The sequence below is a fragment of the Haemophilus aegyptius genome (genome assembly GCF_900475885.1).
In the GTDB taxonomy this organism is placed as follows: Bacteria; Pseudomonadota; Gammaproteobacteria; order Enterobacterales; family Pasteurellaceae; genus Haemophilus; species Haemophilus influenzae.
In genome coordinates, this window is sequence record NZ_LS483429.1 from 1966656 (window position 1) to 1993258 (window position 26603).

Annotated in this window: 22 protein-coding genes and 1 riboswitch; of the genes, 3 read left to right on the top strand and 19 right to left on the bottom strand. The window is 36.5% G+C overall.

What is annotated here, in order from left to right; all coding sequences use genetic code 11:
• Positions 1–33 precede the first annotated feature (33 nt).
• The 4 genes from DQN49_RS10010 to serB all read right to left on the bottom strand — a co-directional run bounded on the left by DQN49_RS10010 (position 34) and on the right by serB (position 3275).
• Positions 34–579, bottom strand: a complete 546-nt coding sequence (locus DQN49_RS10010) for a YggT family protein (protein WP_005665949.1) — start codon at positions 577–579, stop codon at positions 34–36.
• On the bottom strand, positions 579–1526 hold the full coding sequence (gene corA, locus DQN49_RS10015; RefSeq protein ID WP_005655990.1) for a magnesium/cobalt transporter CorA: 948 nt from the start codon (positions 1524–1526) through the stop codon (positions 579–581). The genes DQN49_RS10010 and corA overlap by 1 nt, the downstream gene beginning before the upstream one ends.
• A 295-nt stretch (positions 1527–1821) precedes the next feature.
• Positions 1822–2313, bottom strand: coding sequence for a YajQ family cyclic di-GMP-binding protein (locus DQN49_RS10020; RefSeq protein ID WP_005651674.1), 492 nt, complete (start codon positions 2311–2313; stop codon positions 1822–1824).
• 17 nt (positions 2314–2330) lie between these two features.
• Positions 2331–3275, bottom strand: coding sequence for a phosphoserine phosphatase (gene serB / locus DQN49_RS10025; RefSeq protein ID WP_006995656.1), 945 nt, complete (start codon positions 3273–3275; stop codon positions 2331–2333).
• A 381-nt stretch (positions 3276–3656) separates the two neighbouring features.
• Here serB and tkt point away from each other — a divergent pair, with 381 nt between their 5' ends.
• Positions 3657–5654, top strand: a complete 1998-nt coding sequence (tkt, locus tag DQN49_RS10030) for a transketolase (protein ID WP_006995655.1) — start codon at positions 3657–3659, stop codon at positions 5652–5654.
• 124 nt (positions 5655–5778) lie between these two features.
• Here the strand turns inward: tkt and bioB are convergent, their stop codons facing one another.
• The 15 genes from bioB to DQN49_RS10105 form a co-directional block, all read right to left on the bottom strand.
• Positions 5779–6780: a biotin synthase BioB gene (gene bioB / locus DQN49_RS10035; protein ID WP_006995654.1), complete on the bottom strand. Its 1002-nt coding sequence runs from the start codon at positions 6778–6780 to the stop codon at positions 5779–5781.
• Between the two features lie 112 nt (positions 6781–6892).
• Positions 6893–7540 carry a thiamine ABC transporter ATP-binding protein gene (gene thiQ / locus DQN49_RS10040; protein ID WP_005655984.1) on the bottom strand — a complete coding sequence of 216 codons (648 nt, stop codon included), beginning with the start codon at positions 7538–7540 and terminating at the stop codon, positions 6893–6895.
• Positions 7524–9140: a thiamine/thiamine pyrophosphate ABC transporter permease gene (gene thiP, locus DQN49_RS10045; protein WP_006995653.1), complete on the bottom strand. Its 1617-nt coding sequence runs from the start codon at positions 9138–9140 to the stop codon at positions 7524–7526. The genes thiQ and thiP overlap by 17 nt, the downstream gene beginning before the upstream one ends.
• Positions 9141–9144: 4 nt before the next feature.
• Positions 9145–10143 (bottom strand): thiamine ABC transporter substrate binding subunit, encoded by a 999-nt coding sequence (gene thiB, locus DQN49_RS10050; RefSeq protein ID WP_006995652.1) that lies wholly within the window; start codon positions 10141–10143, stop codon positions 9145–9147.
• Between the two features lie 52 nt (positions 10144–10195).
• Positions 10196–10283: riboswitch (TPP riboswitch) on the bottom strand.
• 106 nt (positions 10284–10389) lie between these two features.
• Complete coding sequence (locus DQN49_RS10055) at positions 10390–10737, bottom strand: helix-hairpin-helix domain-containing protein (RefSeq protein ID WP_006995651.1); 348 nt, start codon at positions 10735–10737, stop codon at positions 10390–10392.
• Positions 10738–10905: 168 nt separating this feature from the next.
• On the bottom strand, positions 10906–11850 hold the full coding sequence (ispH, locus tag DQN49_RS10060) for a 4-hydroxy-3-methylbut-2-enyl diphosphate reductase (RefSeq protein WP_006995649.1): 945 nt from the start codon (positions 11848–11850) through the stop codon (positions 10906–10908).
• Positions 11847–12362: a signal peptidase II gene (lspA, locus tag DQN49_RS10065; RefSeq protein ID WP_006995648.1), complete on the bottom strand. Its 516-nt coding sequence runs from the start codon at positions 12360–12362 to the stop codon at positions 11847–11849. The genes ispH and lspA overlap by 4 nt, the downstream gene beginning before the upstream one ends.
• Positions 12363–12431: 69 nt before the next feature.
• Positions 12432–13991, bottom strand: a complete 1560-nt coding sequence (locus DQN49_RS10070) for a phosphoethanolamine transferase (RefSeq protein ID WP_006995647.1) — start codon at positions 13989–13991, stop codon at positions 12432–12434.
• 87 nt (positions 13992–14078) lie between these two features.
• A complete protein-coding gene (locus DQN49_RS10075) occupies positions 14079–15947 on the bottom strand; it encodes a SurA N-terminal domain-containing protein (RefSeq protein WP_006995646.1) in 1869 nt (622 codons plus the stop codon).
• 187 nt (positions 15948–16134) lie between these two features.
• The gene (mnmE, locus tag DQN49_RS10080; protein ID WP_032826266.1) at positions 16135–17493 is read right to left on the bottom strand and encodes a tRNA uridine-5-carboxymethylaminomethyl(34) synthesis GTPase MnmE; all 1359 of its coding nucleotides are present in this window, start codon (positions 17491–17493) and stop codon (positions 16135–16137) included.
• Positions 17494–17650: 157 nt separating this feature from the next.
• On the bottom strand, positions 17651–19276 hold the full coding sequence (yidC, locus tag DQN49_RS10085) for a membrane protein insertase YidC (protein ID WP_006995644.1): 1626 nt from the start codon (positions 19274–19276) through the stop codon (positions 17651–17653).
• A complete protein-coding gene (yidD, locus tag DQN49_RS10090; RefSeq protein ID WP_005647910.1) occupies positions 19276–19536 on the bottom strand; it encodes a membrane protein insertion efficiency factor YidD in 261 nt (86 codons plus the stop codon). The genes yidC and yidD overlap by 1 nt, the downstream gene beginning before the upstream one ends.
• Entirely contained in the window at positions 19500–19859 is a 360-nt protein-coding gene (rnpA, locus tag DQN49_RS10095; protein ID WP_006995643.1) for a ribonuclease P protein component, read from the bottom strand. The genes yidD and rnpA overlap by 37 nt, the downstream gene beginning before the upstream one ends.
• 12 nt (positions 19860–19871) lie before the next feature.
• Positions 19872–20006, bottom strand: a complete 135-nt coding sequence (gene rpmH, locus DQN49_RS10100; RefSeq protein WP_005539760.1) for a 50S ribosomal protein L34 — start codon at positions 20004–20006, stop codon at positions 19872–19874.
• A gap of 175 nt (positions 20007–20181) precedes the next feature.
• Complete coding sequence (locus DQN49_RS10105) at positions 20182–21627, bottom strand: surface lipoprotein assembly modifier (RefSeq protein ID WP_006995642.1); 1446 nt, start codon at positions 21625–21627, stop codon at positions 20182–20184.
• A gap of 96 nt (positions 21628–21723) precedes the next feature.
• Here DQN49_RS10105 and DQN49_RS10110 point away from each other — a divergent pair, with 96 nt between their 5' ends.
• Both DQN49_RS10110 and tbp1 read left to right on the top strand, forming a co-directional pair.
• Entirely contained in the window at positions 21724–23649 is a 1926-nt protein-coding gene (locus tag DQN49_RS10110) for a transferrin-binding protein-like solute binding protein (RefSeq protein ID WP_032826302.1), read from the top strand.
• 27 nt (positions 23650–23676) lie between these two features.
• Positions 23677–26412, top strand: a complete 2736-nt coding sequence (tbp1, locus tag DQN49_RS10115) for a transferrin-binding protein Tbp1 (RefSeq protein ID WP_006995640.1) — start codon at positions 23677–23679, stop codon at positions 26410–26412.
• Positions 26413–26603 lie beyond the last annotated feature (191 nt).

Consider the following 26603-nt stretch of genomic DNA (forward strand, 5'->3'; position numbering starts at 1 on the left):
ATAAAGCAATATTCAAATAAGGAATATGAATATCTAACCAGCGATAATCCAAAGCCCACCTAGAAGATCAAGCATAAAATTGTTTAAAAACAATAAGATAAACACAACGACCATCGGAGAAAAATCAATCATTCCTAATGTAGGTAATAATCGACGGATTGGTTTTAAAAGTGGTTCGGAGAGTTGATAAAAGGCATAACTTATAGAATTATTACCTCGATTAAACCAACTTAAAACAGCCCCAATAAAAAGCACATAGAAAATAGCTAAACCAATGCTTTTCAATACAGTTAGCACACCCAATACTAAGAGTACATTTACTGATAAGCCAAAATAAATAATACCTTTTAACATACCAATAATAAATACAAGCAGTAATGCGGAAGTATCAATATTTTTTACCGTTGGCATAACTTTACGCAGAGGTTTTAATACTGGATCAGTCATTTTGACTGCAAATGTTGAAACAGGACTGTAATAATCCACACGAGCAAACTGCAACCAAGCTCGTAAGATTAATACAAGTGCGTAAAGATTAATAATTGATCCGATAAATAATGCGGTTTGGGATAATTCCATCATAACCATCCTTTTCTTCTAAAATAAATATATGGTGTCAGTGCGGCTGCGATCATTAATCCAATTGCCATTGGATAGCCATATTTAAAATGTAATTCAGGCATAAAATCAAAGTTCATACCATAAGTAGACGCGACTAATGTTGCAGGAAGGAACATCACAGAAACAACCGAGAAGAATTTCATAATTTTGTTCTGTTCAATATTGATGTAACCCATTGCAGCTTGCATTAAAAAGTTTACTTTTTGGAATAATGATTCATTATGCGGTTGCAAAGATTCAATATCTCGTAAGATTTCTCGTGCTTGTTCTAACTGATTAGTTGGTAAGCGAGTTTTGCGAACCAAGAAACCTAATGCACGTTGAGTATCCATCAAGCACAAACGAACTTTTGAGCTCGTATCTTCTTGTTCCGTGAGTGTATTTAATGCTTCATCAAAGGCTTCATCTTGTTTTCCGTTTAAAATAACGCGACTTAACTCTTCCAAATCTGCATAAATATTTTCAATCACGTCCGCTAATTGCTCAATTTTCGTTTCAAATAAATCTAGCAAAACTTCATAAGAATTACATTCTAATAAACGCTGGCTACGTGAACGCATACGATATAAACGGAATGCGGGTAGCTCGCGATCACGCAACGTAAATAAACGACCATCACGAATAGTAAAAGCGACGCTCGCTAAATCAGCATAATTGTCTTCATCTTCGCAATAAAAAAATGAGTGAAGGTGTAAACCGTCTTCATCTTCAAAGAAACGGGCGGAAGCTTCGATATCTTCCAATTCAAGAAAAGAGGCTAGGCTCTGACCTAAGCCTTCTTGTAGTATTTCACGTTCTTCGCCTGTTGGCTCAAGTAAATCAAGCCAAATGGCAGTATTGAGATCAGTTTGGTCTTCGTCAATACGAACCAAGCGGGAATCATTGATAGCAAACGCGTTGATCATTTCATACTCCTTATAGGATTATGAACAGCTAACAGTGAACAAATTAAAGAAGAAACGAAAGTGCGGTGAAAAATCGCAAAGTTTTCGTTAAGAGATGCCGAAACAACGGTAAATTTACCGGCGAACGCACGCCGATAATAAAAGGCGGGCGTCTAGAGCGATATTCGGTATCGACTATGACTGTCCAAAGTGTGTGTCCTTCTCGTTAAAAAATCGGGCGAATGTTACGCTTGAAAGCGGTGTTCGTCAAGTTTTATCAAAAAACTATGGCAACATTTCGCCCTTATTTGAAAAACTAATCTCTAAAATTATTAAATTGGAATGGCTGACCTAATTCAGCACTTTTTACAAGTTGAATCACTGCTTGTAAGTCATCGCGTGACTTACCTGTCACACGCACTTGCTCACCTTGAATTTGAGTTTGAACTTTGATTTTAGAATCTTTTACTAATTTAGTAATTTTCTTCGCCATCTCTGTTTCAATACCCTGTTTAAGTTTGATTTCTTTACTGTAAAGTTTACCGTGGTGTTCGCTTTCTGCTGGAATATCTAAAGAACTGTGCTCAATACCACGTTTAATACAAGATCCAATTAAAATCTCAATTAATTGCTCAAGTTGGAAATCAGATTCTGTAGTGATTTTAATTGTTTCATTTTTTTCATTTAATTCAATTACTGCTTCTACACCACGAAAATCATAACGCGTGCTAAGCACACGGTTGGCATTTTCCACTGCATTACGAACTTCGTGTAAAGTGATTTCAGAAACAATATCAAAAGATGGCATAGTCTTCTCCCGTTTTATTAAATTCTATCATTGGCACTTAAAAGGCATAAAAGTGCGGTTAAGTCGGCGAAGTTTACCACAATTTGCACTTGTTGTTGCACTTTAGGTTTAGCGTGGAACGCAACGCCTAGCCCTGCCACATTCATCATTGCCAAGTCATTTGCCCCATCGCCGATAGCAATAGAATGTCGTGAATTAATACCGTATTCCTCTAACAAATGTTGTAATGTTTTAGCTTTGTATTGGGCATCAACCACATCGCCTTTAACTAAGCCAGTGAGTTTTCCATCTTCAATATCAAATTGATTTGATGCCGCAAAATCAAGCTTTAATAAGGCTTTCAAATAATCCGCAAAATAAGTAAATCCGCCTGAAGCAATTGCAGTTTTCCAGCCATATTTTTGTAAGGTTTGGATCGTTTCAACTAATCCTGGCATTAACGGTAAATTCTCTCTAACTTGCTGTAAGATACTTTCTGGCGCACCTTTTAATGTGCCCACTCGACAACGCAAACTTTGCTCGAAATCTAATTCCCCCCTCATTGCACTTTCCGTAATCGCAGAAACAAGTTCGCCAACACCCGCTAGTTTCGCAATTTCATCAATACACTCAATTTGAATAGCGGTAGAATCCATATCCATCACCAACAACCCTGCTTGAGACAATTTAGGGCTGAAATCTAATTTAGCAATATCCACTTCAACATCGTGAGCAAATTTAATGAAATCAGAAAACCATTGACCTTTCAATAAGACGATAATATTTTTCGCTACCATCCAAACATCAAAAATCTGAAAATTTTGACCGCACTTTTGTTGAAATTTTTCTAGCTTAGTTATGTCCAACTTTGTGCCGTATAAGATAAAAGGTTCCCCATTCTGTATAGGCTCCTCATTAGCCAAAAGTGCGGTAGGAAATTGTGGGTATTTTTGTGTAATACTTTCGAAACGTTGAATTTGCATAAAAATCCTGTAAGTTGTGGCGACTAAAAAGATTTTAACCGATGTGAATTGAAAAAGTGAAAATAATTAAAGAAAAACTACTCAATGATACTTGCAACGATTATTTCGCTAAGCCTAGCGATATTTGGCGTTATCTTATTTGGTGTAAAACAAGTATTTTTTAAGTCATTATCGCTGTTCTTATCATAAACTCAAAGAGAAAAAAGTGCGGTAAATTTGACAATGAAATCTAGTAGTATGCGTTTTCATCAATGTCGTCGTAGACTTTGATTATTGTCACAAACTATTAAATTGAGTGCGGATTTTTGCTAAATTTCCTTCAGAAATAAGGTAGAATGTGCAAGATTATTTTTTCAAAGCGAATTATCACAGGAGAACAAAATGGCAACTCGTAGACAATTAGCCAATGCAATTCGTGTCTTAGCAATGGATTCTGTACAAAAAGCAAAATCTGGTCACCCTGGTGCACCAATGGGGATGGCGGATATTGCTGAAGTGTTATGGCGCGACTTTTTAAAACACAATCCAACCAATCCTAAATGGGCTGATCGAGATCGTTTTGTACTTTCTAACGGCCATGGTTCTATGTTGATTTATAGTCTTTTACATTTAACTGGCTATGATCTTTCTATCGAAGATTTAAAACAATTCCGTCAATTACATTCTAAAACCCCAGGTCACCCAGAATATGGTTATGCCCCTGGTGTTGAAACCACGACTGGCCCGTTAGGTCAAGGTATCACTAATGCGGTGGGTATGGCAATTGCTGAGAAAACCTTAGCTGGACAATTTAACCGTGAAGGCCATGAAATTGTCGATCACCACACTTATGTGTTCTTAGGCGATGGTTGTTTAATGGAAGGGATTTCTCACGAGGCTTGCTCTTTAGCAGGAACCTTAGGTCTGGGTAAATTAATCGCATTCTACGATGACAACAATATTTCCATTGATGGTCATGTTGATGGCTGGTTCAGTGATGACACCGCCGAGCGTTTTGAAGCTTATGGCTGGCAAGTAATCCGTAATGTAGATGGTCACGATGCAGAGCAAATTCGTGCTGCTACCGTTCTTGCTCAAGCAGAAAAAGAAAAACCAACGTTAATTATTTGTAAAACCATCATCGGCTTTGGTTCACCAAATAAATCAGGTTCTCATGATTCCCATGGCGCACCATTAGGTGATGAAGAAATCGCATTAACCCGTAAAGCACTAGGCTGGGAATATGCGCCATTTGAAATTCCAGCTGAATACTATGCTGAATGGTCGGCAAAAGAAAAAGGTGCTGCAGCAGAAAAATCTTGGGAAGAAAAATTTGCCGCTTATGCAAAAGCCTATCCTGAATTAGCAGCAGAATTTAAACGTCGTGTTTCTGGCGAATTACCAACAAACTGGGCGGCAGAATCTAAAGCGTTCATCGAAAAATTACAAGCAAATCCAGCGAGTATTGCAAGCCGTAAAGCATCACAAAATGCCATTGAAGCTTATGCACACGTATTGCCAGAATTTTTAGGAGGTTCTGCAGACTTAGCAAGCTCCAACTTAACCTTATGGAGTGGTTCTAAACCAATTCGTGCGCACGAAAACGTAGGTGGTAACTACATTAACTATGGTGTGCGTGAATTTGGTATGTCTGCCATTATGAACGGTATTGCTTTACACGGCGGTTTCATTCCTTACGGCGCAACCTTCTTAATGTTCTATGAATATGCTCACAATGCGGTGCGTATGGCAGCATTAATGAAACAACGCACATTATTCGTTTATACCCACGATTCCATCGGTTTAGGCGAAGATGGGCCTACACACCAACCAGTAGAACAAACGGCTTCACTACGCTTAATTCCAAACCTTGAAACATGGCGTCCATGTGACCAAGTTGAATCAGCCATCGCATGGCAACAAGCGGTTGAACGTCAAGATGGCCCAAGTGCGTTAATTTTCACTCGTCAAAATCTTGCTCAAATGAACCGCACTTCTGCACAATTAGATGCGGTTAAACGTGGTGCTTATGTGTTAAAAGACTGTGATGGCACACCTGAGTTAATCTTCATTGCGACAGGTTCTGAAGTGGAATTAGCAGTGCAAGCAGCCGAAGCATTAAGTGCTGAAGGTAAAAAAGTACGTGTCGTCTCTATGCCAAGTACTAACCGTTTCGATAAACAAGATGCAGCATACCGTGAAAGTGTATTACCTGCAGCGGTAACCAAACGTGTTGCGATTGAAGCGGGTATTGCTGACTTCTGGTATAAATACGTTGGATTCAATGGCCGTGTTGTCGGTATGAATAGCTTTGGCGAATCCGCACCAGCAGATCAATTATTTAAACTCTTTGGTTTCACTGTTGAAAACGTGGTAGCAAAAGCGAAAGAAATTCTTTAAGATTAAACTAAACTAGCTCCTTGATATTCAAGGAGCTTTTTTATTGGCTATTGAAAATTATTGTGAGATATGAAATAAAGAAAGGAATAGATTTATACTTAATTTCTCAGCTATCTAACGCAAACTACAACTTTTTATTTTCTGCAGTTTCTGGCTCTAAATCTAATTTTGCCATCAATAACTGATCGCCATCTTCTTCTGGATTATCTGTAACAAGTAATTTATCGCCATAGAAAATAGAATTTGCACCCGCCATAAAACACATCGCTTGCATTTCTTCAGTCATACCACTGCGACCTGCAGAAAGGCGAACATAACTTTTTGGCATAGTAATACGTGCAACAGCAATCGTTCGCACAAACTCCGTCCAATCTAATTCTTCCGCATCGGCTAACGGCGTACCTTCAACCTTAACGAGTTGATTAATCGGCACTGACTCAGGTTGCGGATCAAGATTTGCAAGGCTCGCGATTAATCCAGCCCGTTCTTTACGGGTTTCATTCATCCCCACAATGCCACCACAACACACTTTTAATCCAGCTTTGCGCACTTTTCCTAAGGTGCTAAGACGATCATCAAAACGGCGAGTACCAATCACTTCTGCATAATGTTCTGGTGCGGTATCAAGATTATGATTGTAATAATCTAATCCAGCTTCTTTTAAATCTTCCGCCATACCGTCTTGCAATAAACCAAAGGTACCGCAAGTTTCTAAACCAAGTGATTTCACGGCTTTAATAATTTCTGTGACTTTCTCAATATCTTTTGGCTTAGGGCCTCGCCAAGCAGCCCCCATACAGAAACGCCCTGCACCACGCGCTTTCGCAATTTTTGCTTTAGCGACGATCTCATCAACATCTAATAACTGCTGATTTTGTACGCCAGTATGATAGCGGGCTGATTGAGGGCAATAACTACAATCTTCTGGGCATCCCCCCGTTTTGATAGACATTAACGTGGATAACTGAATCGCGCGAGGATTAAAATGCTTACGATGAACTTGCGTTGCTCGGTAAACTAATTCCAAAAATGGCGTTTCAAATAACGCCTCAACTTTGCAAACAGACCAATATTCTACACTTGGATTAGGTGTAATAGAGTTAATTTGTAATTTTTCCGCTAACATGTTTTTCCTTTGAAAGTGCGGTTAAAAACACCACGCTTTTTATACTTTCTTAATTGATGAATTAGTGTATATGGTAGAAACAATCAATTCAACGTTATGAATGAAACTAATTTTACACCCCTTTTTGTAATTGACTTATCTGACCATTTTCCACCACTAACACTTGATCTATCGAACCGATTAATTCCGATGGTTGGTGGGTAACAAGTAGCAATGTTAAATCTTTCTCGTCACAAAGTTTAGCGATTAAAGCCAGCATTTCTACCCGAAGTTTCTGATCTAATGCAGAAAAAGGCTCATCTAATAACAAAATTGGCTTATCTCGCAACAAACAACGCGCCAATGCCACTCGTTGTTTTTGCCCCCCCGAAAGAGAATTCGGTAAACGCTCTAAATAATCGCCCAATCCTACGGAGCAAGCGGCCTGTTCAATTTTTTCCTGCTCAAGTGCGGTTAATTTTAAAGAGGGTTTTATTCCTAAGGCAAGATTTTGTTGTACAGTCAAATGGGGAAATAAGTTATTTTCTTGAAATAGCATAGAAACAGGACGCTCGTAAGGCGCACTACGCGTATGATTTTTATCGTTTAACCAAATTTCTCCTTGAGCAGGAAATTCAAACCCAGCAATTAAATTCAATAAAGTACTTTTCCCCGCGCCACTTTCGCCAATAATTGCAACACGTTCGCCAGCATTTACGCTCAAATTAAAGCACATCGGTAAGGTTTTATCATTCAAAATGACATTATTTAGATAAATCATCGGCATCCCTATATGTGTGAATAAAGGCAAACAATATGCCACAAAGCAATAATAAAATCCCTGCGGTTACAGCTGCATCTTGATTACGATAATTCCCTAGCTGCTGATATAACAAATGCGGTAGAGAAGTAAATTCTTGATTGCCAAATAACGCAATCGCCGTAAAATCGCCGAGAGATAACGCTAAACCTAAAGCAAAAGCATAACGCAGCGGTGCGCGCAAGGTTTTCCATTCAATCAGATAAAAACGTTGCCAACCCACAATTCCCAGACTATTACACAGATTTTCGTAATAACGCATATTGTTATGAAAAGGTGAGCTTAAAATACGTAAAACAAAAGGCATTGCACTTAAGGCATTACAAAATACAACGATGATAAACAAATCAATATTGGAAAAATCACGATCTTGTAATAATAAAAACAACCCCATCGCAAGCACTAAAATCGGGATGGCTAAAATTACCATTCCAGCATTAATAATAAATTGTGAGATTTTTTGATAATTCAACCATTCTAAACGGCGTGATAAAAGCAATAAGGCAATTGCCATCGTTAATGCAAGTAATGCGGACAAGGGCGCGATAGAAAGTGAATAGCCTAAGGCACGCCAGAGCTGGGAATTATGCCAAACTGTGAGTAAATTTGATGAACTCAATGCGCTAATAAGAATATTCAATACTGGCGAAAAAAGGAAAAAGACAAAAACAAGTAAAACCAAAATATGGAAAATTTTGACCGCACTTTTAGGTTTCTCAAACCAAATATTACTATTGCTCAAGCCATTTTGATTAGAAAGCGAAAAACGCGATGTCAAACTAAATAAAATCAAGCAAAATACAAATTGCAACATAGCAAAAAGAGCCGCTTTCGGCAGATCAAATTCAAATAAAATCGCTTGGTAAATTGCGGTTTCTAATGTTGTATATTGAGGCCCACCACCTAATGTAAGAACAACAGTAAAACTGGTAAAGCACAGCATAAAAATTAAGCTGAATGTAGGCAAACATTGCTGACGAAAAACCGGCCACTCCACCAATTTAACAAATTGCCAACCTTGCAAATTAAGCTGGGCTGCAAGCTGACGTTGCTGATAAGGGATACTTTGCAAACTTTGTAAGAAAAGCTGTGCTGCCAGTGGGATATTGAAAAAAAGGTGGGCAATTAAAATCCCCGAAAGTCCGTAAATATGTCCCTGCCACGACATTCCAAAAAGGTTAGCAAGCCAAGCTAACCAACCACTTGAACCATAAATGCCGATCAAACCAAAAATTACCACTAAAGCAGGTAAGACAAAAGTTAGCGACATTAATTTTAACAACCACTTTTTTCCCAAAAATGGCTTATAAAATAATGCCCTAGCGAGAAGTAAACCAAAGAAAATAGATAAAACGGTAGACAGTAAGGCTTGCCCAAAACTGAAAAGAATCAAATGCTGTAGATAATCATCAGTAAACCAAGCTCGCCATTGCAATTCATCGCCCAATGCAAAGATCGAACTTAAGGCACTACCATAAAAAAGAATAATGAAACTAATAACAACAACCCCGCCCGCATAATGACGAGGGCGAAGTTGTGGATGATGAAATAACGAAAACATCAAATTATTTTGTTAATGTAGTTTGCCAAGTGCTGATCCAATTTTTTAACTGCTCAGCATTCACTGTTGGATTAATTGACGTTTGAGTTTTTTGTTGAACTTTAAGCGCATCAAAGTGCGGTTCAATTTCGCCTTGAATAACTGGCAACATAATATTGGCGGTCACAATATGTTTTTGTGCTGTAGGCGAAATTAAAAATGCCATGAAATCATCCGCACATTGATTTGGATGGTTTGCAACTCGCGCCGCTAATTCTACTTGAGTAATATGACCTTCCGCAAAATCTGTCGCCGCATAATTATCTTTTTTCTCAAAAAGTTGATGATAAAGTGGCGATGTGCTGTAACTTAATACTAAATCCGCTTCGCCTTTCAAAAATGCACCGTAAGTATCTGACCAGCCTTTACCCACTGTCACTGTATGCTTATCTAACTCTTTCCAAGCGGATTGAATTTTATCAGCAGGGTAAACAGCATTCATCCAAACCAATAAACCACGACCCACACTGCTGGTGCGAGGATCTTGATAAATCACACTAAGATCTTGACGTTCAACTAATTCTTTCAAACTTTTCGGCGGGTTTTGTAATTTAGTTTTATCGTACACAAAAGCATAATTACCGAAATCAAAAGGTAAGAAGGTTTTATTCGCCCATTTTGTTGGTAAATCCAGCTGAGTTAAATCCACGTTATTTGGCGCAAAAATAGCTGTTTTTTCAGCTTGTTCCAAAAAAAAGTTATCTAAACCTAGCACAATATCTGCTTTGGTTTTCTTCCCTTCCAAACGAACACGGTTGAGCAACACACCAACGCTTTCAAAAGGCGTAAAATTAATCGCACATTGTGGATGGGCTTTTTCAAAATCTTGTTTTACTTTTGGCCCAGCCCCCCATTCAGAAGTGAAAGAGTCGTAGCTATATACGTTTACACTTTGCTGTGCTTGAGCTAATGCCGCAGTGGAAAAAAGTGCGGTAGAAATTAAGGTTAATTTAAGAAGTTTCATTATTACATCCTTATTTATGATTAAAAGGCAGCAATAATGACGAAAAGGAGATAAGGTTGTATTCCTAGTTTCCTACGTCAGTATTAACTGTTTCAGGTTCACGGGTATGATCTCAGCGTATTGCACCCCGACTAGGCTTTCTAGTGTATTAAAATTTACTCAACTTGCCAACGGGTTTTTAATATATTCTGTGTATAAAGAGTAAAAAAGCCCTGTAAAACAGGGCATTCATTGGAGGTTAGAAAATTAAAAGATTATACGATCACGATTTTTCTCTAGTGTTGCTTTGCCAATTCCTTGTACTTCTAAAAGCTGTTCTGCATTAGTAAAATTACCGTGTTTTTCACGATATTGCACAATAGCTTCCGCTTTTTTCGCACCAATGCCAGTTAGGGATTTTTGAATTTCACTGGCAGTTGCTGTGTTGATATTCAATTTATCGCTCACTACGGCTAGTGCTATTTGAGCTTCAGCTTGAGTTGCTACAACAGGTTGAGCGGTTTGTTCTGTCGCTTTTTCCTCAGCAAAAGACGAAGAAACAACCAGCGCACCACACAATACAACCGAAGTGAATAATGTTTTCATTAATTTCATAGAGGTTTCCTTATAATATGAATCGTTGATCAGCAATCAACACACCTATTTTTTCCTGCCTTGCAAAAACCCTCAAGAAACTGACCGCACTTTTGCGATCTCGATCGCAAAAATTCTTAATTTGAATGAAAAAACAAAGGGCTTATCATTTACGACAAGCCCTTAGTATTAATTAACTTCTTTTATTCTCAGCTCTTTTGGCACCTCAAAGAACATATTTTCTTCTAAACCTTGCAGTTCTTCTATGGAATTCGCACCAAACCTTTTTAAACGAGAAATAATCGATTGAACTAATTCCTCTGGCGCAGAAGCACCAGCTGTAATCCCAATGGTTTTTACATCATTAAACCAATCAGCTTGAATATCGGCAGGATCATCAAGAAGCTGTGATTTAACCCCCATTCGAGAAGCCAGTTCAGCTAAACGATTTGAATTGGATGAATTTTTAGAACCTACAACCAACACTAAATCTGATAATCTTGCTAATTCACGCACCGCTTCTTGACGATTAGTTGTCGCATAACAAATATCGTTTTTATGTGGTCCTTGAATAGCGGGATATTTTTCCTTTAATGCAGCAATAGTTTCAGCCGTATCATCTAGCGACAACGTCGTTTGCGTCATAAAGGTTAAATTATCATTTTCTTGCATTGGCAAACGTGCAATATCTTCTACTTTTTCAATTAGGAAAATACCGCCATCTTCATTGCTATACTGCCCCATTGTGCCTTCAACTTCAGGATGCCCTTTATGCCCAATCAAAATCGCTTTTGTACCCTTTCGACTTGCACGCGCAACCTGCATATGCACTTTAGTCACCAAAGGACAGGTTGCATCAAATACTTTGAGATTACGATCTTTTGCTTCTTGCCGAACCGCTTGAGACACACCGTGTGCAGAAAAAATCACGATCGCACCATCAGGCACTTGACTTAATTCTTCCACAAAAATCGCACCACGCTCACGCAATCCGTTCACAACAAATCGGTTATGCACCACTTCGTGACGAACATAAATCGGTGCGCCGTGAATTTCTAAGGCAAGTTCAACGATACTAATCGCACGGTCTACACCGGCACAAAATCCTCGTGGATTGGCTAAAATTATCTTCATTTTTGACCGCACTTTTCTACTTGTTTATCTTGTACTTTTTTCTTTTCGCTTTTAAACGCATCTAATGCTAATAACCCTGCGCCAATACAAATAGCAATATCAGCAATATTAAACACTGGATAATGGTAAATATCCCAGTAAAAATCAAAGAAATCCACAACGAAACCATTGTAAGCGCGATCTGCCATATTAGCTAACGCCCCACCAATAATCAGTGCATAAGCAGAATTTTGGATTTTTTGTTCGGCATTATTTTTTGCTAAAAAATAAACCAACATACCTGAAATAGCCAATGCCAACAAAATAAAGAAATATTGTTGCCAGCCACTATGATCCGCTAAGAAACTAAATGCCGCGCCATAATTGCGAACATAGGTAAGATTGAAAACAGGCAAAAGATTAACACTTTCATATAAATCAAATTTTTGTACCACAATGTATTTTGTGAGTAAATCAACCACAAAAGCGACCGCACTTAACCATAAAAATGAAAGCCCTGATTTTTTGGACATAATATTTCCCTTTTAAAAAAATTGCGCTAATTCTAGCATAAGCCGATAAATGATAAAGCAGGATCTTATTTACTGAACATATTTTGGTAATTTTGCTGGATCATCAGCCAACTCTTTAACATTCACAACATTTTTCCAATCAAATACTTTAATTTCCTGTTTTTCAGGATGGAAGAAATCTACGCCTTGTAAATGTTTTTCCTTAATCCCCATCCAATCAGCAAAACCATAAACAAAATTAAATGCCGATTGTGGCGTTTTTATTTTTTCTAGCTTTTTACTATCACTGGAAAATATAACGAAAGGAATTTCATAATCTTGTTTATAAAGATTATTTGGATGCAATGATAAACCTTCAGAATCCTCATAATGAGCAAGCCCGTGATCAGAAAAGTAAATTACCGAATAGGGTTCATTTTGAGCCACCAATTGTAAATTTAATTTTTCTAAAAATTGATCCGTATATTTAATTGATTCTAAATAACAAGACATAGATTGATTAATAAAATAATTTTTAACCTCGTACGGAAGACGCTCACAAAATGCAGGATGAGAGCCCATTAAATGAATCACAATTAATTTTGGATTGTTAATATTTTCTTTTAAAGCTTTATTTAATACAGGCAACATTTCCTCGTCATAAACTTTTTTAGAATTGTAACCTAACGGCTTCATAAAAATCGTTTCATCCGCACTTTGACCAATACGAGAGGCCATCGTATCAAATTCACCAATTTTGCCTTGATTAGAAATCCAATAAGTTTTCACGCCCGCTTTTTTGGCTAAAGAAATAATATTATCCGTATAAACGGTTTCCTCTTTTTCTGCTCGATATAAGGTGCGTTGTAAAGACGGTTGCGTATTCGGTGCCGCAGAATAATAATTTTCAAAAACTGTGCCTTTCACACGCTCTAAAAATGGCGTGGTTTTCAGTGGAAAGCCATATAACGACATATAATCTTTTCGCATGCTTTCACCGATAATCAAAATATAATTTTTATATTTTGGCATAAAAGATTGAATATCCCATTGAGAAGGCGCATTAACGGATTGATTTAGAAAATCTCGTTGTTCTAAATACAGATCATTCATACGATCAAATTCTGAGTAGAAAAGAACTGGATAAAAACGGAATTTATACGCATAGTTCCAATCAGCAAATTGATTGTAAGAAAAAACTAATAATATGCCGATAACAGCTGTATTTAGCCATTTAAATGCTTGCTGTTTAACATGAAAGCTTAATTTGATTAAAGCAACAAATAGGATGAGATAACTAGCTTGAAATAAAAATATCCAAAAAGGAATGGTTGTGTAGTATTCCAAGGTTTCATTAATATTCGTTTCATAAATCGAAGCGATAATACCCAAAGATGGAATACCATAGAAAAAACCAGCAGAGCAATAAAATAGCGCGCTGAGGAATAATACAGTGATTAATATTCGCCCAATCCAAGGGGTGAAATAAAAAGAAATCGCAGTGATAACAAATAAAATTGCGTAATCTGAAACAGGAATATTCTCACTTAATACATTGCCTAATCCCATATTGGTAAATATAGAAAAGAGAAACAATAAAAAATAAAACCATATTGTTTTAGAATGAATTATTTTTTTCCCGAACATCATTAACTTCCTTTCGCACAAAAGTAAAAAAGTGCGGTGAAATTTACCGCACTTTTGAGCAGAATTTATCTCAAATTATAATTTAACCTACTATTGTTGTGCTTCATCATCTTGATTGATGAAAGAATCATTTACCTCAATTTTCGCTCTCTCACGTAATCCTTGTATTAACTGAACTTGTAATTCAGATTGATGACTACGCAATAATTGCATAGCAAATTGCGACAATTCTTTTTCACTTAAACTGCCTTGTTCAACCTTATTCAAAGCGACAACAACGACATCGCCATTTGAATTATGCACCACTTGATAAAGAGCTTTACTTGATTCAGGTTTAGCAATTGAAAATATGCCATTTGTTAAAATAGGATCTTTATTTTCACTTAAAGTAAAAGTCTGCTCACTTGAGAAATTAATGCCATCTACTTTTGATTCAGGGTTTTCATTTAATTTTTTCACTGCTTGTTGTGCTTTTTCATTAAGCGCATTCTCAGCTTTCTGACGTTTTAAGAAAGTTTCAATATCTATTTTAGCCTCTTCTAAACTTTTTACGCCCTCTGCTTTGCGATCCAACACACGTACAATAATTGTGTGATAATCGCCTACATTAATTGGTTCAGAATTCATACCAACATTCGTAGTATCTGATTCAAATATTGTGTAAATAACATTAGGAAAATTTAATCCAGCTGGCACATTTTGACGAGAAAAATAATCGCTCTCTTGAACCTTAACACCTGCTGCTTGTGCTGCAGTATTAAGAAACTTACTGTCTTCAAAAGCCTTATCACTCGCTTGTTTTTCTAAAGAAAAATAACGACTCTCCATTAAAGATTTACGAACTAAATCTGCAATTTGAGCTTTCACATTCTCCAAACTTTGCGCTTTACGTTCTTGCACTAACACAATATGGTAATTGCCATCCACATTGATTGGTTGGCTATATTGCCCTACCTGCAATGCAGCTGCGGCATCTTCAAAGGCTTTTGGTAATTCATTCTCATTTACCCAGCCTAAATCCCCGCCATTCTCACCAGAAATTTTATCCAAAGATTTCGCTTTAGCGACATCAGCGAAATTTGCCCCTTTCTGTAATTCCTCGTAAGCCACTTTCGCATCTTGTTCATTTGCAAATTGAATATGTGCTAAATGTTGCGTCATAAATTGTGCTTTATTATCTTGATAATATTGCGCAATTTCTACATCTGTAACTTGAAGATTTCTACTGATGTTATCTGCAGAAAGATCAATATACTGAACTTTAACCTGCTCTGGCTGAACAAAAGACTTTTGATTAGCTTCATAATACGTTTTGATTTCATCATCAGAGACTGATTGTTTTGCCATTTCATCTGCAAGAGATAAAGTTGCTAAACGAGCTAAACGCTTTTGAAAGAAAACTTCTGCGCTATTTTTTACTTGAGCAGGAACAATAAATTCACTGTTAGCAACGCCATTTTGTATTTGTTCAAGAGGTAACGAAGCACGCAAAATTGAAGCGTAACCATCTGAAGTTAAATGATTTTGTTGTAATATTCGTTGATAAACAGCATTATCAAATTTACCCTTTACTTGAAAATTAGGATCGGTCACGATTGCACGTTTAATCATTTCATCACTCACGCCTAATTTTAATTCTTTAACATATTGGCGAAGTAATTCTTGATCAATCATTAGATTAACGATATTTTGACGAAGTGCGGTAACAAATTCAGGAGAATCAGACTGAGCCACAAACGCCTCTCCCTCACGTTGTGCGCGTATTTCAAATTCTTGATTATAGCGATTTAAAAAATCTTGTTGAGAAATCACTTCGCCGTTCACTTTTGCCGCATAAGTATCATTTGAGCTAAAAAGATAGCCAGACATTCCACCAACTAGAAACGATACAGTAATCAAACCTAAGATAAATTTAGAAATCTTTGAGTTTGTTAAATTGTGCATTTTTTCAATTAACATTCTATAACCCTTGTTATAAATATAAAATTTTCCCGATTATAATCTAAACGTAAAAAATTAGCATCTTAAAAAGTGAAAACGCCATCCTCACAAAGCCAGCTAATAGCAATTCCTATCAACAAAACACCACCAAATATTGCCGCTTTTGATTTAAATTTTGCCAAAAAATGACCGCACTTTACGCTTCCTATTTTCCAATGCAGAAAGAGCTAAAAATATTACCAAGTAAATCATCGGATGTGAATTGACCCGTAATTTCACTTAAATAGCTTTGAACTAAGCGTAATTCTTCCGCTAAAAGTTCTCCTTCGTGAAATTCTGTAAGTTGAACCAAACCGATTTGTAAATGCTCTGCGGCTTTATCCAGCGCATCTAAATGACGGCGGCGAGCTAAAAATCCCCCTTCCATGCCAGCTTGGAAACCCATTGCTTGTTTCAAATGTTCACGTAAAAGTTGTACGCCATCATGCGTGTGAGCGGAAAGACTAATCATTTGATAACCGCCCTGTTCGCTTTCACTTGCTTGTTCACCATTTAAATCAATTTTGTTTCGAACAATAGTAACTGGCAAGGTTGAGGGTAATTTTGCTAAAAATTCTGACCGCACTTTGCTTAAATCTGCACTTTCAGGATCGCTACTATCTAACATTAAAATAATACGATCGGCTTGTTCAATCTCTGTCCAAGCACGAGAAATCCCAATACGCTCTACTTCATCGATTGCATCTCGAAGACCTGCGGTATCAATAATATGCAATGGCATACCGTCAATATGAATATGCTCACGCAATACATCACGGGTTGTACCTGCAATATCCGTGACGATAGCTGCTTCGCGACCAGCAAGGGCATTAAGCAAGCTCGATTTGCCTGCATTCGGACGACCAGCAATCACGACTTTCATTCCTTCACGTAAAATAGAACCTTGTTTAGCTTCAGAGCGAACATCTTCCAACTGATTAATAATGCCACGTAAGTTTGCTTCAATTTTTCCATCTGCCAAGAAATCAATTTCTTCATCAGGAAAGTCAATGCTTGCTTCTACATAGGTGCGTAAGTAAATCACAGAATCAACTAATTCATTTACTTTTTTAGAAAATTCACCTTGCAAAGATTTTAATGCAGAGCGTACCGCTTGTTCTGATGTTGCATAAATTAAATCCGCAATCGCTTCCGCTTGAGCAAGATCCAATTTATCATTCAAAAAAGCTTGTTCAGAAAACTCGCCTGGTCTCGCCAAACGGATTCCATCAATTTGTAAAATACGTTTGAGTAATAAATCTAATACAACCTGCCCACCGTGACCTTGCAATTCCAATACATCTTCACCAGTAAATGAATTTGGCGATTTGAAATAAAGCGCAATCCCTTGATCTAAAATAGTGCCATCAGCATCTTTAAAAGGAAGATAATCTGCCATTCTTGGCTTCGGGCATTTACCTAATATAGCTTGAGCAACTTTTGTTGCTAAAGGCCCAGAGACCCTTAAAATCCCAATGCCACCACGACCTGGTGCAGTAGCTTGAGCAACGATTGTTTCTTTCATAAAAAACTCTTTAAAATCTAGCCGCACTTTTAATTTAGAGGGATAACGCTTATCCCTGTTTCTACTAAAAAACTCTATCTCTACAAAATGCAGAATATATTAAGATCAAATAATAAAGAAAGGCACATTCCGTGCCTTTCTTTTTGCCTGTTCGTGACTATTTCTTACGAGAATGCAACCCTTTTTTCTCTAATCCACGATAAATTAATTGCTGTTGGGCGATTGTAATTAAGTTGGAAACTAACCAATACAACACTAAACCAGCAGGGAACCACAAGAAAAAGAACATAAAAACTAATGGCATAAAATTCATTACTTTTTGTTGTGTTGGGTCAGTTACCGGTGTTGGCGACATTTTTTGCAACAAGAACATTGAGATACCCATTAAAATAGGGAGAATGTAATAAGGATCTTGTGCTGATAAGTCTTGAATCCAACCAAAGAACGGCGCGTGGCGTAATTCAACGGCTTCTAAGAACGTCCAGTACAATGCAATGAAAATTGGCATTTGAAGAAGAATTGGCAAACAACCACCAAGTGGATTTACTTTTTCTTCTTTATAAAGTTTCATCATTTCTTGGCTCATACGTTGGCGATCATCTCCAAAACGTTCACGCATTTCTTGCATTTTCGGTTGCAAAATACGCATTTTAGCCATTGAAGTATATTGTGCTTTTGTAAGAGGATACAAAATTGCTTTCACTACAATTGTTACACAGATAATCGCTAAACCCCAGTTAGACACAATCCCTTGAATAAAGGTTAATAACCAGAATAACGGTTTAGCAATAAACCAAGCCCAACCATAATCAACAGTTAAATCTAAATTATTTGCGACAGTTGCCATTTGATTTTGAAGTTTAGGGCCAATCCACAATGAACTTGTAATCGTCTCTTGGCTACCAGCAGGAATAGTGACAACAGGACCACGATAACCAATTGATGCAACATTATTTTTACTATCTGTAATTGTATAAAGTTGATTATTTACATCTTGATTTGGGATCCACGCAGAAACGAAATAATGTTGTAACACCGCAACCCAACCAGCTTTAGTATCAATAGAAAGATTATTATCTTGCATATCACTAAAACTATATTTTTTATAGTTAGTTTCTGAAGAAGAATATGCACCGCCAGTATAAGTAGGCATTGCAACATTACCAGAGTTTTCAACAATAGAATGCTTCAATTGACCATAAGGCTCAACTTCAATAGCTTGACCACTTTGGTTATCAATCTTGTAATCTACGCCTAAATCATAGCTACCACGTTTTAATACGAAGATTTTTTGATAAGTTACGCCATCTTTTTCAAAAAGAAGCGGTACAGAAAGAGATTCTTGCCCCTCTGCTAATTTAAAATTATCGCCTTCAATTTGATATTGCGCACGACCAGAACGGGTATCAATACCGTTTTTACCAATTAAACCACTTTGCGCAATATAAATATGCTCTTTAGTATCTTTTAATAATTCAAACGGTGTTTTTGAATTCAATTCTGCATCATATTTTAATAATTCAGAGCTAATTACATCGCCACCCAATGTATCAATTTTCAAACGGAACACATCGTTTTCAAGAGTAATAATACGACCACGAGTTTGAGAATCTGCTATGGCTTGTGAATTAGAAGGGGAACTTGCCGGAACGTCAGAAGTGGCAGTTATTGAAGTTGTTTGTTCAGTTTGCACAGGTGGATTTTTATCCAACTGCCATTGCTGATAAACAAGGAAAGAAATAAAAATCAGTGCAAGCACTAATAGGCTACGTCTTGAATCCATTATTTTTTCTCATCATTATTATTGGTTTTTGGTGGAACAGGATCGAATCCACCTGCGTTTAAAGGATGGCATTTTAATACACGTTTCAGCGTAAGCCAACCACCTTTTAATAATCCGTGTGTTTTTAATGCTTCAATACCATAGCAAGAACAAGTAGGTACAAACCGACAACGAGCCCCAATAAACGGACTAATCATAATTTGATAAAGACGAATAATCTTAATTAAGATTTTAGTGCCAAGCGAATGTGTCTCTGCCATAATTTTTCGAGTATTTGTGCAAATGTGCTATTGTCGAGTTTTCCAATACCATTTTTAGCTACAAAAACAAAATCATAAGCAGGCAAACGATGCTGTGATAAACGAAAACTTTCTCGTACTAAGCGTTTAATTCGATTACGCTCGTGGGCGCGTTTTAAATGTTTTTTAGCAACGGTCAAACCTAAACGCGGATGTTCAAGATTATTTTTTCTAGCAAGGATTGTAATTTCGGGAGTACTAGCTCTGAATGGCTGTTCGAAAACATTTTTGAATTGAATGGGAGTTAATAAACGTAACTCCCTTGAAAAGTTCAGCTTAACCACTAAGAATTGTGATTATGCAGATAAACTTTTACGACCTTTAGCACGGCGACGTGCTAAAACTTGACGACCATTTTTAGTTGCCATACGAGCACGGAAACCGTGAGTACGACTACGTTTTAATACAGAAGGTTGAAATGTACGTTTCATTTTAATTTACCTAAATACAATTAAGAGTGAATAAAATAGGGTGCAATTCTAGTCATAAAATGCGCGTTCGTCAAATAAGAAACGGAAATTTTTTAAAAAATTTCAAACTAATATTAAAAATATAGTGTATGCACTTTGACAATGTTAGAGATAACTCAACAGTTAGTTTACAACCTTAAAATATTTTTCCAATTTCGAGATAAATTCTATTTTTATCATAACGATAAAAAGCATGATTACTAGTGGATTTTTGATAATCCCACGATAATTTAGGTGTTAATCCCATAAAATGTATATTTCGATGCCATAAAGTAATTGTGGTTGTGTATTCACGATTTTTTTGCTGTATCCCAATCAAATCTTTCTCTCTATACACTCGGTTGGCATAACTAAAAGTAAAACGTGATGAAATACCATAAGACCAATCCTGCCCCCAACCAAATCTCAATGTCTTTTGTTGATAAGCATTATCTAATGCTTGTGTATTTTCTCGATGAAAATCCATGCCAACAAACCAAAATTGAGTGCTTTTAGGTAAATAAAATAGTGTTGATGAAATGAAATAATAATCACCATCTAAATGTTTTCGGGTTTTATAACGAGATTTTCCATACTCAAGTGCGGTAGAAATTTGCCAAGTTTTACTTAGCCAATCTACGTTTTCTAAACGAATACCCAATTTATCCGCATATTGCTTCATTGTATTCGTTCCAGAGCTACCGCCTGCATACCAGCGTTTTTCTTGAAAAGGAAACAACGAGACTTCAACTAAGGCAGTTTGATAACCTAAACCACCACCTATACGAAAAGTAGCCTCATTGTATTTTTTATTATCCCAATAATATTTTCCATTCCCATTAAACATAGTTTTACTAAAAAAATGATCTGCCCACGGCCATTTTTTTTCTACTGATAAAGAATACCCTACCCCCTTCCCACTTTCTTTTTCCCAAGCGGTCCAATTACCAATTTTTGTGCCACTTTTTGGAGCGTTATTCAAATTATCATCATTTAAAAAATTTAAGCCTACTTGCCATATCCATTGATTCCGCTGATTTAGTGTTAAAAGATACTGATCAATAACACCTAAAAATTTTTCATCATCTACCTCTGTACGTAATTTTTCAAATTGAATTTTGGCAGATTCATTTTCATAGTTAAAAAATAGGGCTTGAGCTAATTGATAACGCAAAGGTAGTAAAGATGCGTCTAGAGCGAATAATTCACGATAATAAGCAATAGATTGAGTTAAATCGCCTTGTTCACGCGCTTCAATAGCCTTTGCCCAAGTGAGTAAGAAATTATCTTGCTGAGGAAATTGTTTATATAGTGGTAATAACAGTTGAACTGCCTGAGTGTTATTTTGATATAAAGCAAGAATTAACCCACGCAAAACAAGTCTTGGATGTTGTGCTAATTGGCTTTTGGAAAGAGAAATAATATGCCTATTTGGTATTTCTTTCTTAGGCATAGAAGAAAAAGAGGAGGTTTTTAATTCCGCACTTTGAATCGTATTTGTCAATGTATCATTTTTAGGACGTGCAACATCTGCCCAAGCTACATTCGGTAATGATAAGCCTATTAATGATAAGAGAGAAATTTGTTTTACGCCATTTTTCATATTTTATCCATGAACTTAAAAAACTCTAACTTGACATTATTACAAAAAAAGAACAATAATGCGAATTATTATCAATTTTGTATAAGTATTAATTCTATGAAATCTGTACCTCTTATCACTGGTGGACTTTCCTTTTTACTAAGTGCTTGTAGCGGAGGAGGGTCTTTTGATGTAGATGACGTCTCTAATCCCTCCTCTTCTAAACCACGTTATCAAGACGATACTTCAAGTTCAAGAACAAAATCTAATTTGAAAAAGTTGTCCATTCCTTCTTTAGGGGGAGGGATGAAGTTAGTGGCTCAGAATCTTCGTAGTAAGGAAGAACCTAGTCTCTTAAATGAAAATGACTATATATCATATTTTTCCTCACTTTCTACGATTAAAGCTGATGTTGAAAAAGAAAATAAACGCCATACAAATCCAGTTGGCTCAATAGACGAGCCTAGCGCAACACATCCAACCGAAAATCGTCATGGACAAAAATATGTATATTCAGGGCTTTATTATATTCAATCGTGGAATTTAAACGATCCTAAAAATAACAAGCTTTATTTAGGTTACTATGGATATGCGTTTTATTATGGTAATCAAACTGCAACAAACTTGCCAGTAAACGGTGTAGCTGAATACAAAGGAACTTGGAACTTCATCACTGCAACTAAAAATGGCAAGACTTATGAATTGTTGAGAAATTCTGGCGGTCAAGCTTATTCTCGACGTAGTGCTACTCCAGAAGATATTGATTTAGAAAACGGTGACGCGGGCTTAACAAGTGAATTTAGTGTAGATTTTGGTACGAAAAAGCTCACTGGAGAACTTTATTATAATAAAAGGAAAACAGAGCTTAATAAAGATGAAAATAGAAAACATAAACTCTATGATATAGATGCCGATATTTATAGTAATAGATTCAGAGGTAAAGTAAAGCCAACAACCCCAAAAGATTCTGAAGAACATCCCTTTACCAGCGAGGGAACATTAGAAGGTGGTTTTTATGGGCCTAATGCTGAAGAACTAGGGGGAAAATTTTTAGCTGGCGATAACCGAGTTTTTGGGGTATTTAGTGCCAAAGAAACGGAAGAAACAAAAAACAAAGCGTTATCCAAAGAAACCTTAATTGATGGCAAGCTAATTACTTTCTCTACTAAAAAAACCGATGCAAAAACCAATAAAACAACCAATACAACAACCGATGTAAAAACCGATGAAAAAAACTTTACGACAGAAAATATATCAAGTTTTGGTGAAGCTGATTACCTTTTAATTGATAATTACCCTGTTCCTCTTTTACCTGAAGAAAAAACTGATGACTTCGTAACGAGTAAACATCACGATATTGGAAATAAAAGATATAAAGTAGAAGCATGTTGCAAGAATCTAAGCTATGTGAAATTTGGTATGTATTATGAAGACCCATTAAATGGAGAAAATGGCAAAGAAAAACAAAAAGACAAAGAAGAAAAAGACAAACAAACGACAACATCTATCAAGACTTATTATCAATTCTTATTAGGTCACCGTACTCCCAGTTCTGAAATTCCTACAATGGGAAACGTGAAATATCATGGTAGTTGGTTTGGTTATATTGGTGATGGTACAACATCTTATTCCACTACAGGAAATAAACAACAAAATAACAATGCTGTCGCCGAGTTTAATGTAAATTTTGCCGATAAAAAGCTAACAGGCGAATTAAAACGACACGATAATGGAAATACCGTATTTAAAATTACTGCAGACCTTCAAAGTGGTAAGAATGACTTCACTGGTACAGCAACCGCAACAAATTTTGTAATAGATGGTAACAATAGTCAAACTAAAAGTACCCCAATTAATATTACAACTGAAGTAAATGGGGCATTTTATGGACCGAACGCTACAGAATTAGGCGGTTATTTCACCTATAACGGAAATTCTACAGCTAAAAATTCCCCAGCCGTACCTTCACCACCCAATTCACCAAATGCAAGAGCTGCAGTTGTCTTTGGTGCTAAAAAACAAGTAGAAACAAACAACAAGTAGAAAAAAACAAATAATGGAATACTAAAAATGACTAAAAAACCCTATTTTCGCCTAAGTATTATTTCTTGTCTTTTAATTTCATGCTATGTAAAAGCAGAAACTCAAAGTATAAAAGATACAAAAGAAGCTATATCATCTGAAGTGGACACTCAAAGTACAGAAGATTCAGAATTAGAAACTATCTCAGTCACTGCAGAAAAAATAAGAGATCGTAAAGATAATGAAGTAACTGGACTTGGCAAAATTATCAAAACTAGTGAAAGTATCAGCCGAGAACAAGTATTAAATATTCGTGATCTAACACGCTATGATCCAGGGATTTCAGTTGTAGAACAAGGCCGCGGTGCAAGTTCTGGATATTCTATTCGTGGTATGGACCGAAATAGAGTTGCTTTATTAGTAGATGGTTTACCTCAAACGCAATCTTATGTAGTGCAAAGCCCTTTAGTTGCTCGTTCAGGATATTCTGGCACTGGTGCAATTAATGAAATTGAATATGAAAATGTAAAGGCCGTCGAAATAAGCAAGGGGGGGAGTTCTTCTGAGTATGGTAATGGAGCACTAGCTGGTTCTGTAACATTTCAAAGCAAATCAGCAGCCGATATCTTAGAAGGAGACAAATCATGGGGAATTCAAACTAAAAATGCTTATTCAAGCAAAAATAAAGGCTTTACCCATTCTTTAGCTGTAGCAGGAAAACAAGGTGGATTTGAAGGACTTGCTATTTACACTCAACGAAATTCAATTGAAACCCAAGTCCATAAAGATGCATTAAAAGGCGTACAAAGTTATAATCGATTCATCGCCACAACAGAGGATCAATCTGCATACTTTGTGATGGAAGATGAGTGTCCAAATGGTTATGACAAGTGTATACCTTCAGCCAAACCACCTGCGAAGTTATCCTCCCAAAGCGAAACCGTAAGCGTTTCAGATTATACGGGGGCTAACCGTATCAAACCTAATCCAATGAAATATGAAAGCCAGTCTTGGTTTTTAAGAGGAGGGTATCATTTTTCTGAACAACATTATATTGGTGGTATTTTTGAATTCACACAACAAAAATTTGATATCCGTGATATGACATTTCCCGCTTATTTAAGCCCAACAGAAAAAGGGGATTTAGCAAATCGCCCTTTTTATCCAAAGCAAGATCATGGTGCATATCAACATATTGAGGATGGCCGAGGCGTTAAATATGCAAGTGGGCTTTATTTCGATGAACACCATAGAAAACAGCGTGTAGGTATTGAATATATTTACGAAAATAAGAACAAAGTGGGAATCATTGACAAAGCAGTGTTAAGTGCTAATCAACAAAACATCATACTTGACAGTTATATGCGACATACGCATTGCAGTCTTTATCCTAATCCAAGTAAGAATTGCCGCCCAACACTTGATAAACCTTATTCATACTATCGTTCTGATAGAAATGTTTATAAAGAAAAACATAATATGTTGCAATTGAATTTAGAGAAAAAAATTCAACAAAATTGGCTTACTCATCAAATTGTCTTCAATCTTGGTTTTGATGACTTTACTTCAGCGCTTCAGCATAAAGATTATTTAACTCGACGTGTTACCGCTACGGCAAATAGTATTGCGAAAGTTGGTGAAACAAGAAATGGTTTAAAATTAAGTCCTTACTTCTACCCAACACCAAAAGTAGATTTTGTAGGACAAGATCATTGTAATTATCAAGGTAAGTCCTCTAATTACAGTGACTGTAAAGTGCGGTTAATTAAAGGGAAAAATTATTATTTCGCAGCACGCAATAATATGGCATTAGGGAAATACGTTGATTTAGGTTTAGGTATTCGGTATGACGTATCTCGTACAAAAGCTAATGAATCAACTATTAGTGTTGGTAAATTTAAAAATTTCTCTTGGAATACTGGTATTGTCATAAAACCAACGGAATGGCTTGATCTTTCTTATCGCCTTTCTACTGGATTTAGAAATCCTAGTTTTGCTGAAATGTATGGTTGGCGGTATGGTGGCAAGAATGACGAGGTTTATGTAGGTAAATTTAAGCCTGAAACATCTCGTAACCAAGAGTTTGGTCTCGCTCTAAAAGGGGATTTTGGTAATATTGAGATCAGTCATTTTAGTAATGCTTATCGAAATCTTATCGCCTTTGCTGAAGAACTTAGTAAAAATGGAACTACTGGAAAGGGCAATTATGGATATCATAATGCACAAAATGCAAAATTAGTTGGCATAAATATAACTGCACAATTAGATTTTAATGGTTTATGGAAACGTATTCCCTACGGTTGGTATGCAACATTTGCTTATAACCGAGTAAAAGTTAAAGATCAAAAAATCAATGCTGGTTTAGCCTCCGTAAGCAGTTATTTATTTGATGCCATTCAGCCCAGCCGTTATATCATTGGTTTAGGCTATGATCATATAAGTAATACTTGGGGAGTAAATGCTACCTTTACCCAATCAAAAGCAAAATCTCAAAATGAATTGCTAGGAAAACGTGCATTAGGTAACAATTCAAGGGATGTAAAATCAACAAGAAAACTTACTCGGGCATGGCATATCTTAGATGTATCGGGTTATTACATGGTGAATAAAAATATTATGCTTCGATTAGGGATATATAATTTATTCAACTATCGCTATGTCACTTGGGAAGCGGTGCGTCAAACAGCACAAGGTGCGGTCAATCAACATCAAAATATTGGTAACTATACTCGCTACGCGGCATCAGGACGAAACTATACCTTAACATTAGAAATGAAATTCTAAATTAAAATGCGCCAGATGGACTAGACATGCTATATCTATACCTTACTGGCGCATCTTTTTCTGTTCTATAATCTGCTTAAGTGAAAGGTCAAACTTGGATTTTTTAGAAGATCTTTCCACGCATTTATTGTAAAATCTCCGACAATTTTTACCGCACTTTTCTCTATTACAAAAACAATAAGGATCCTTTT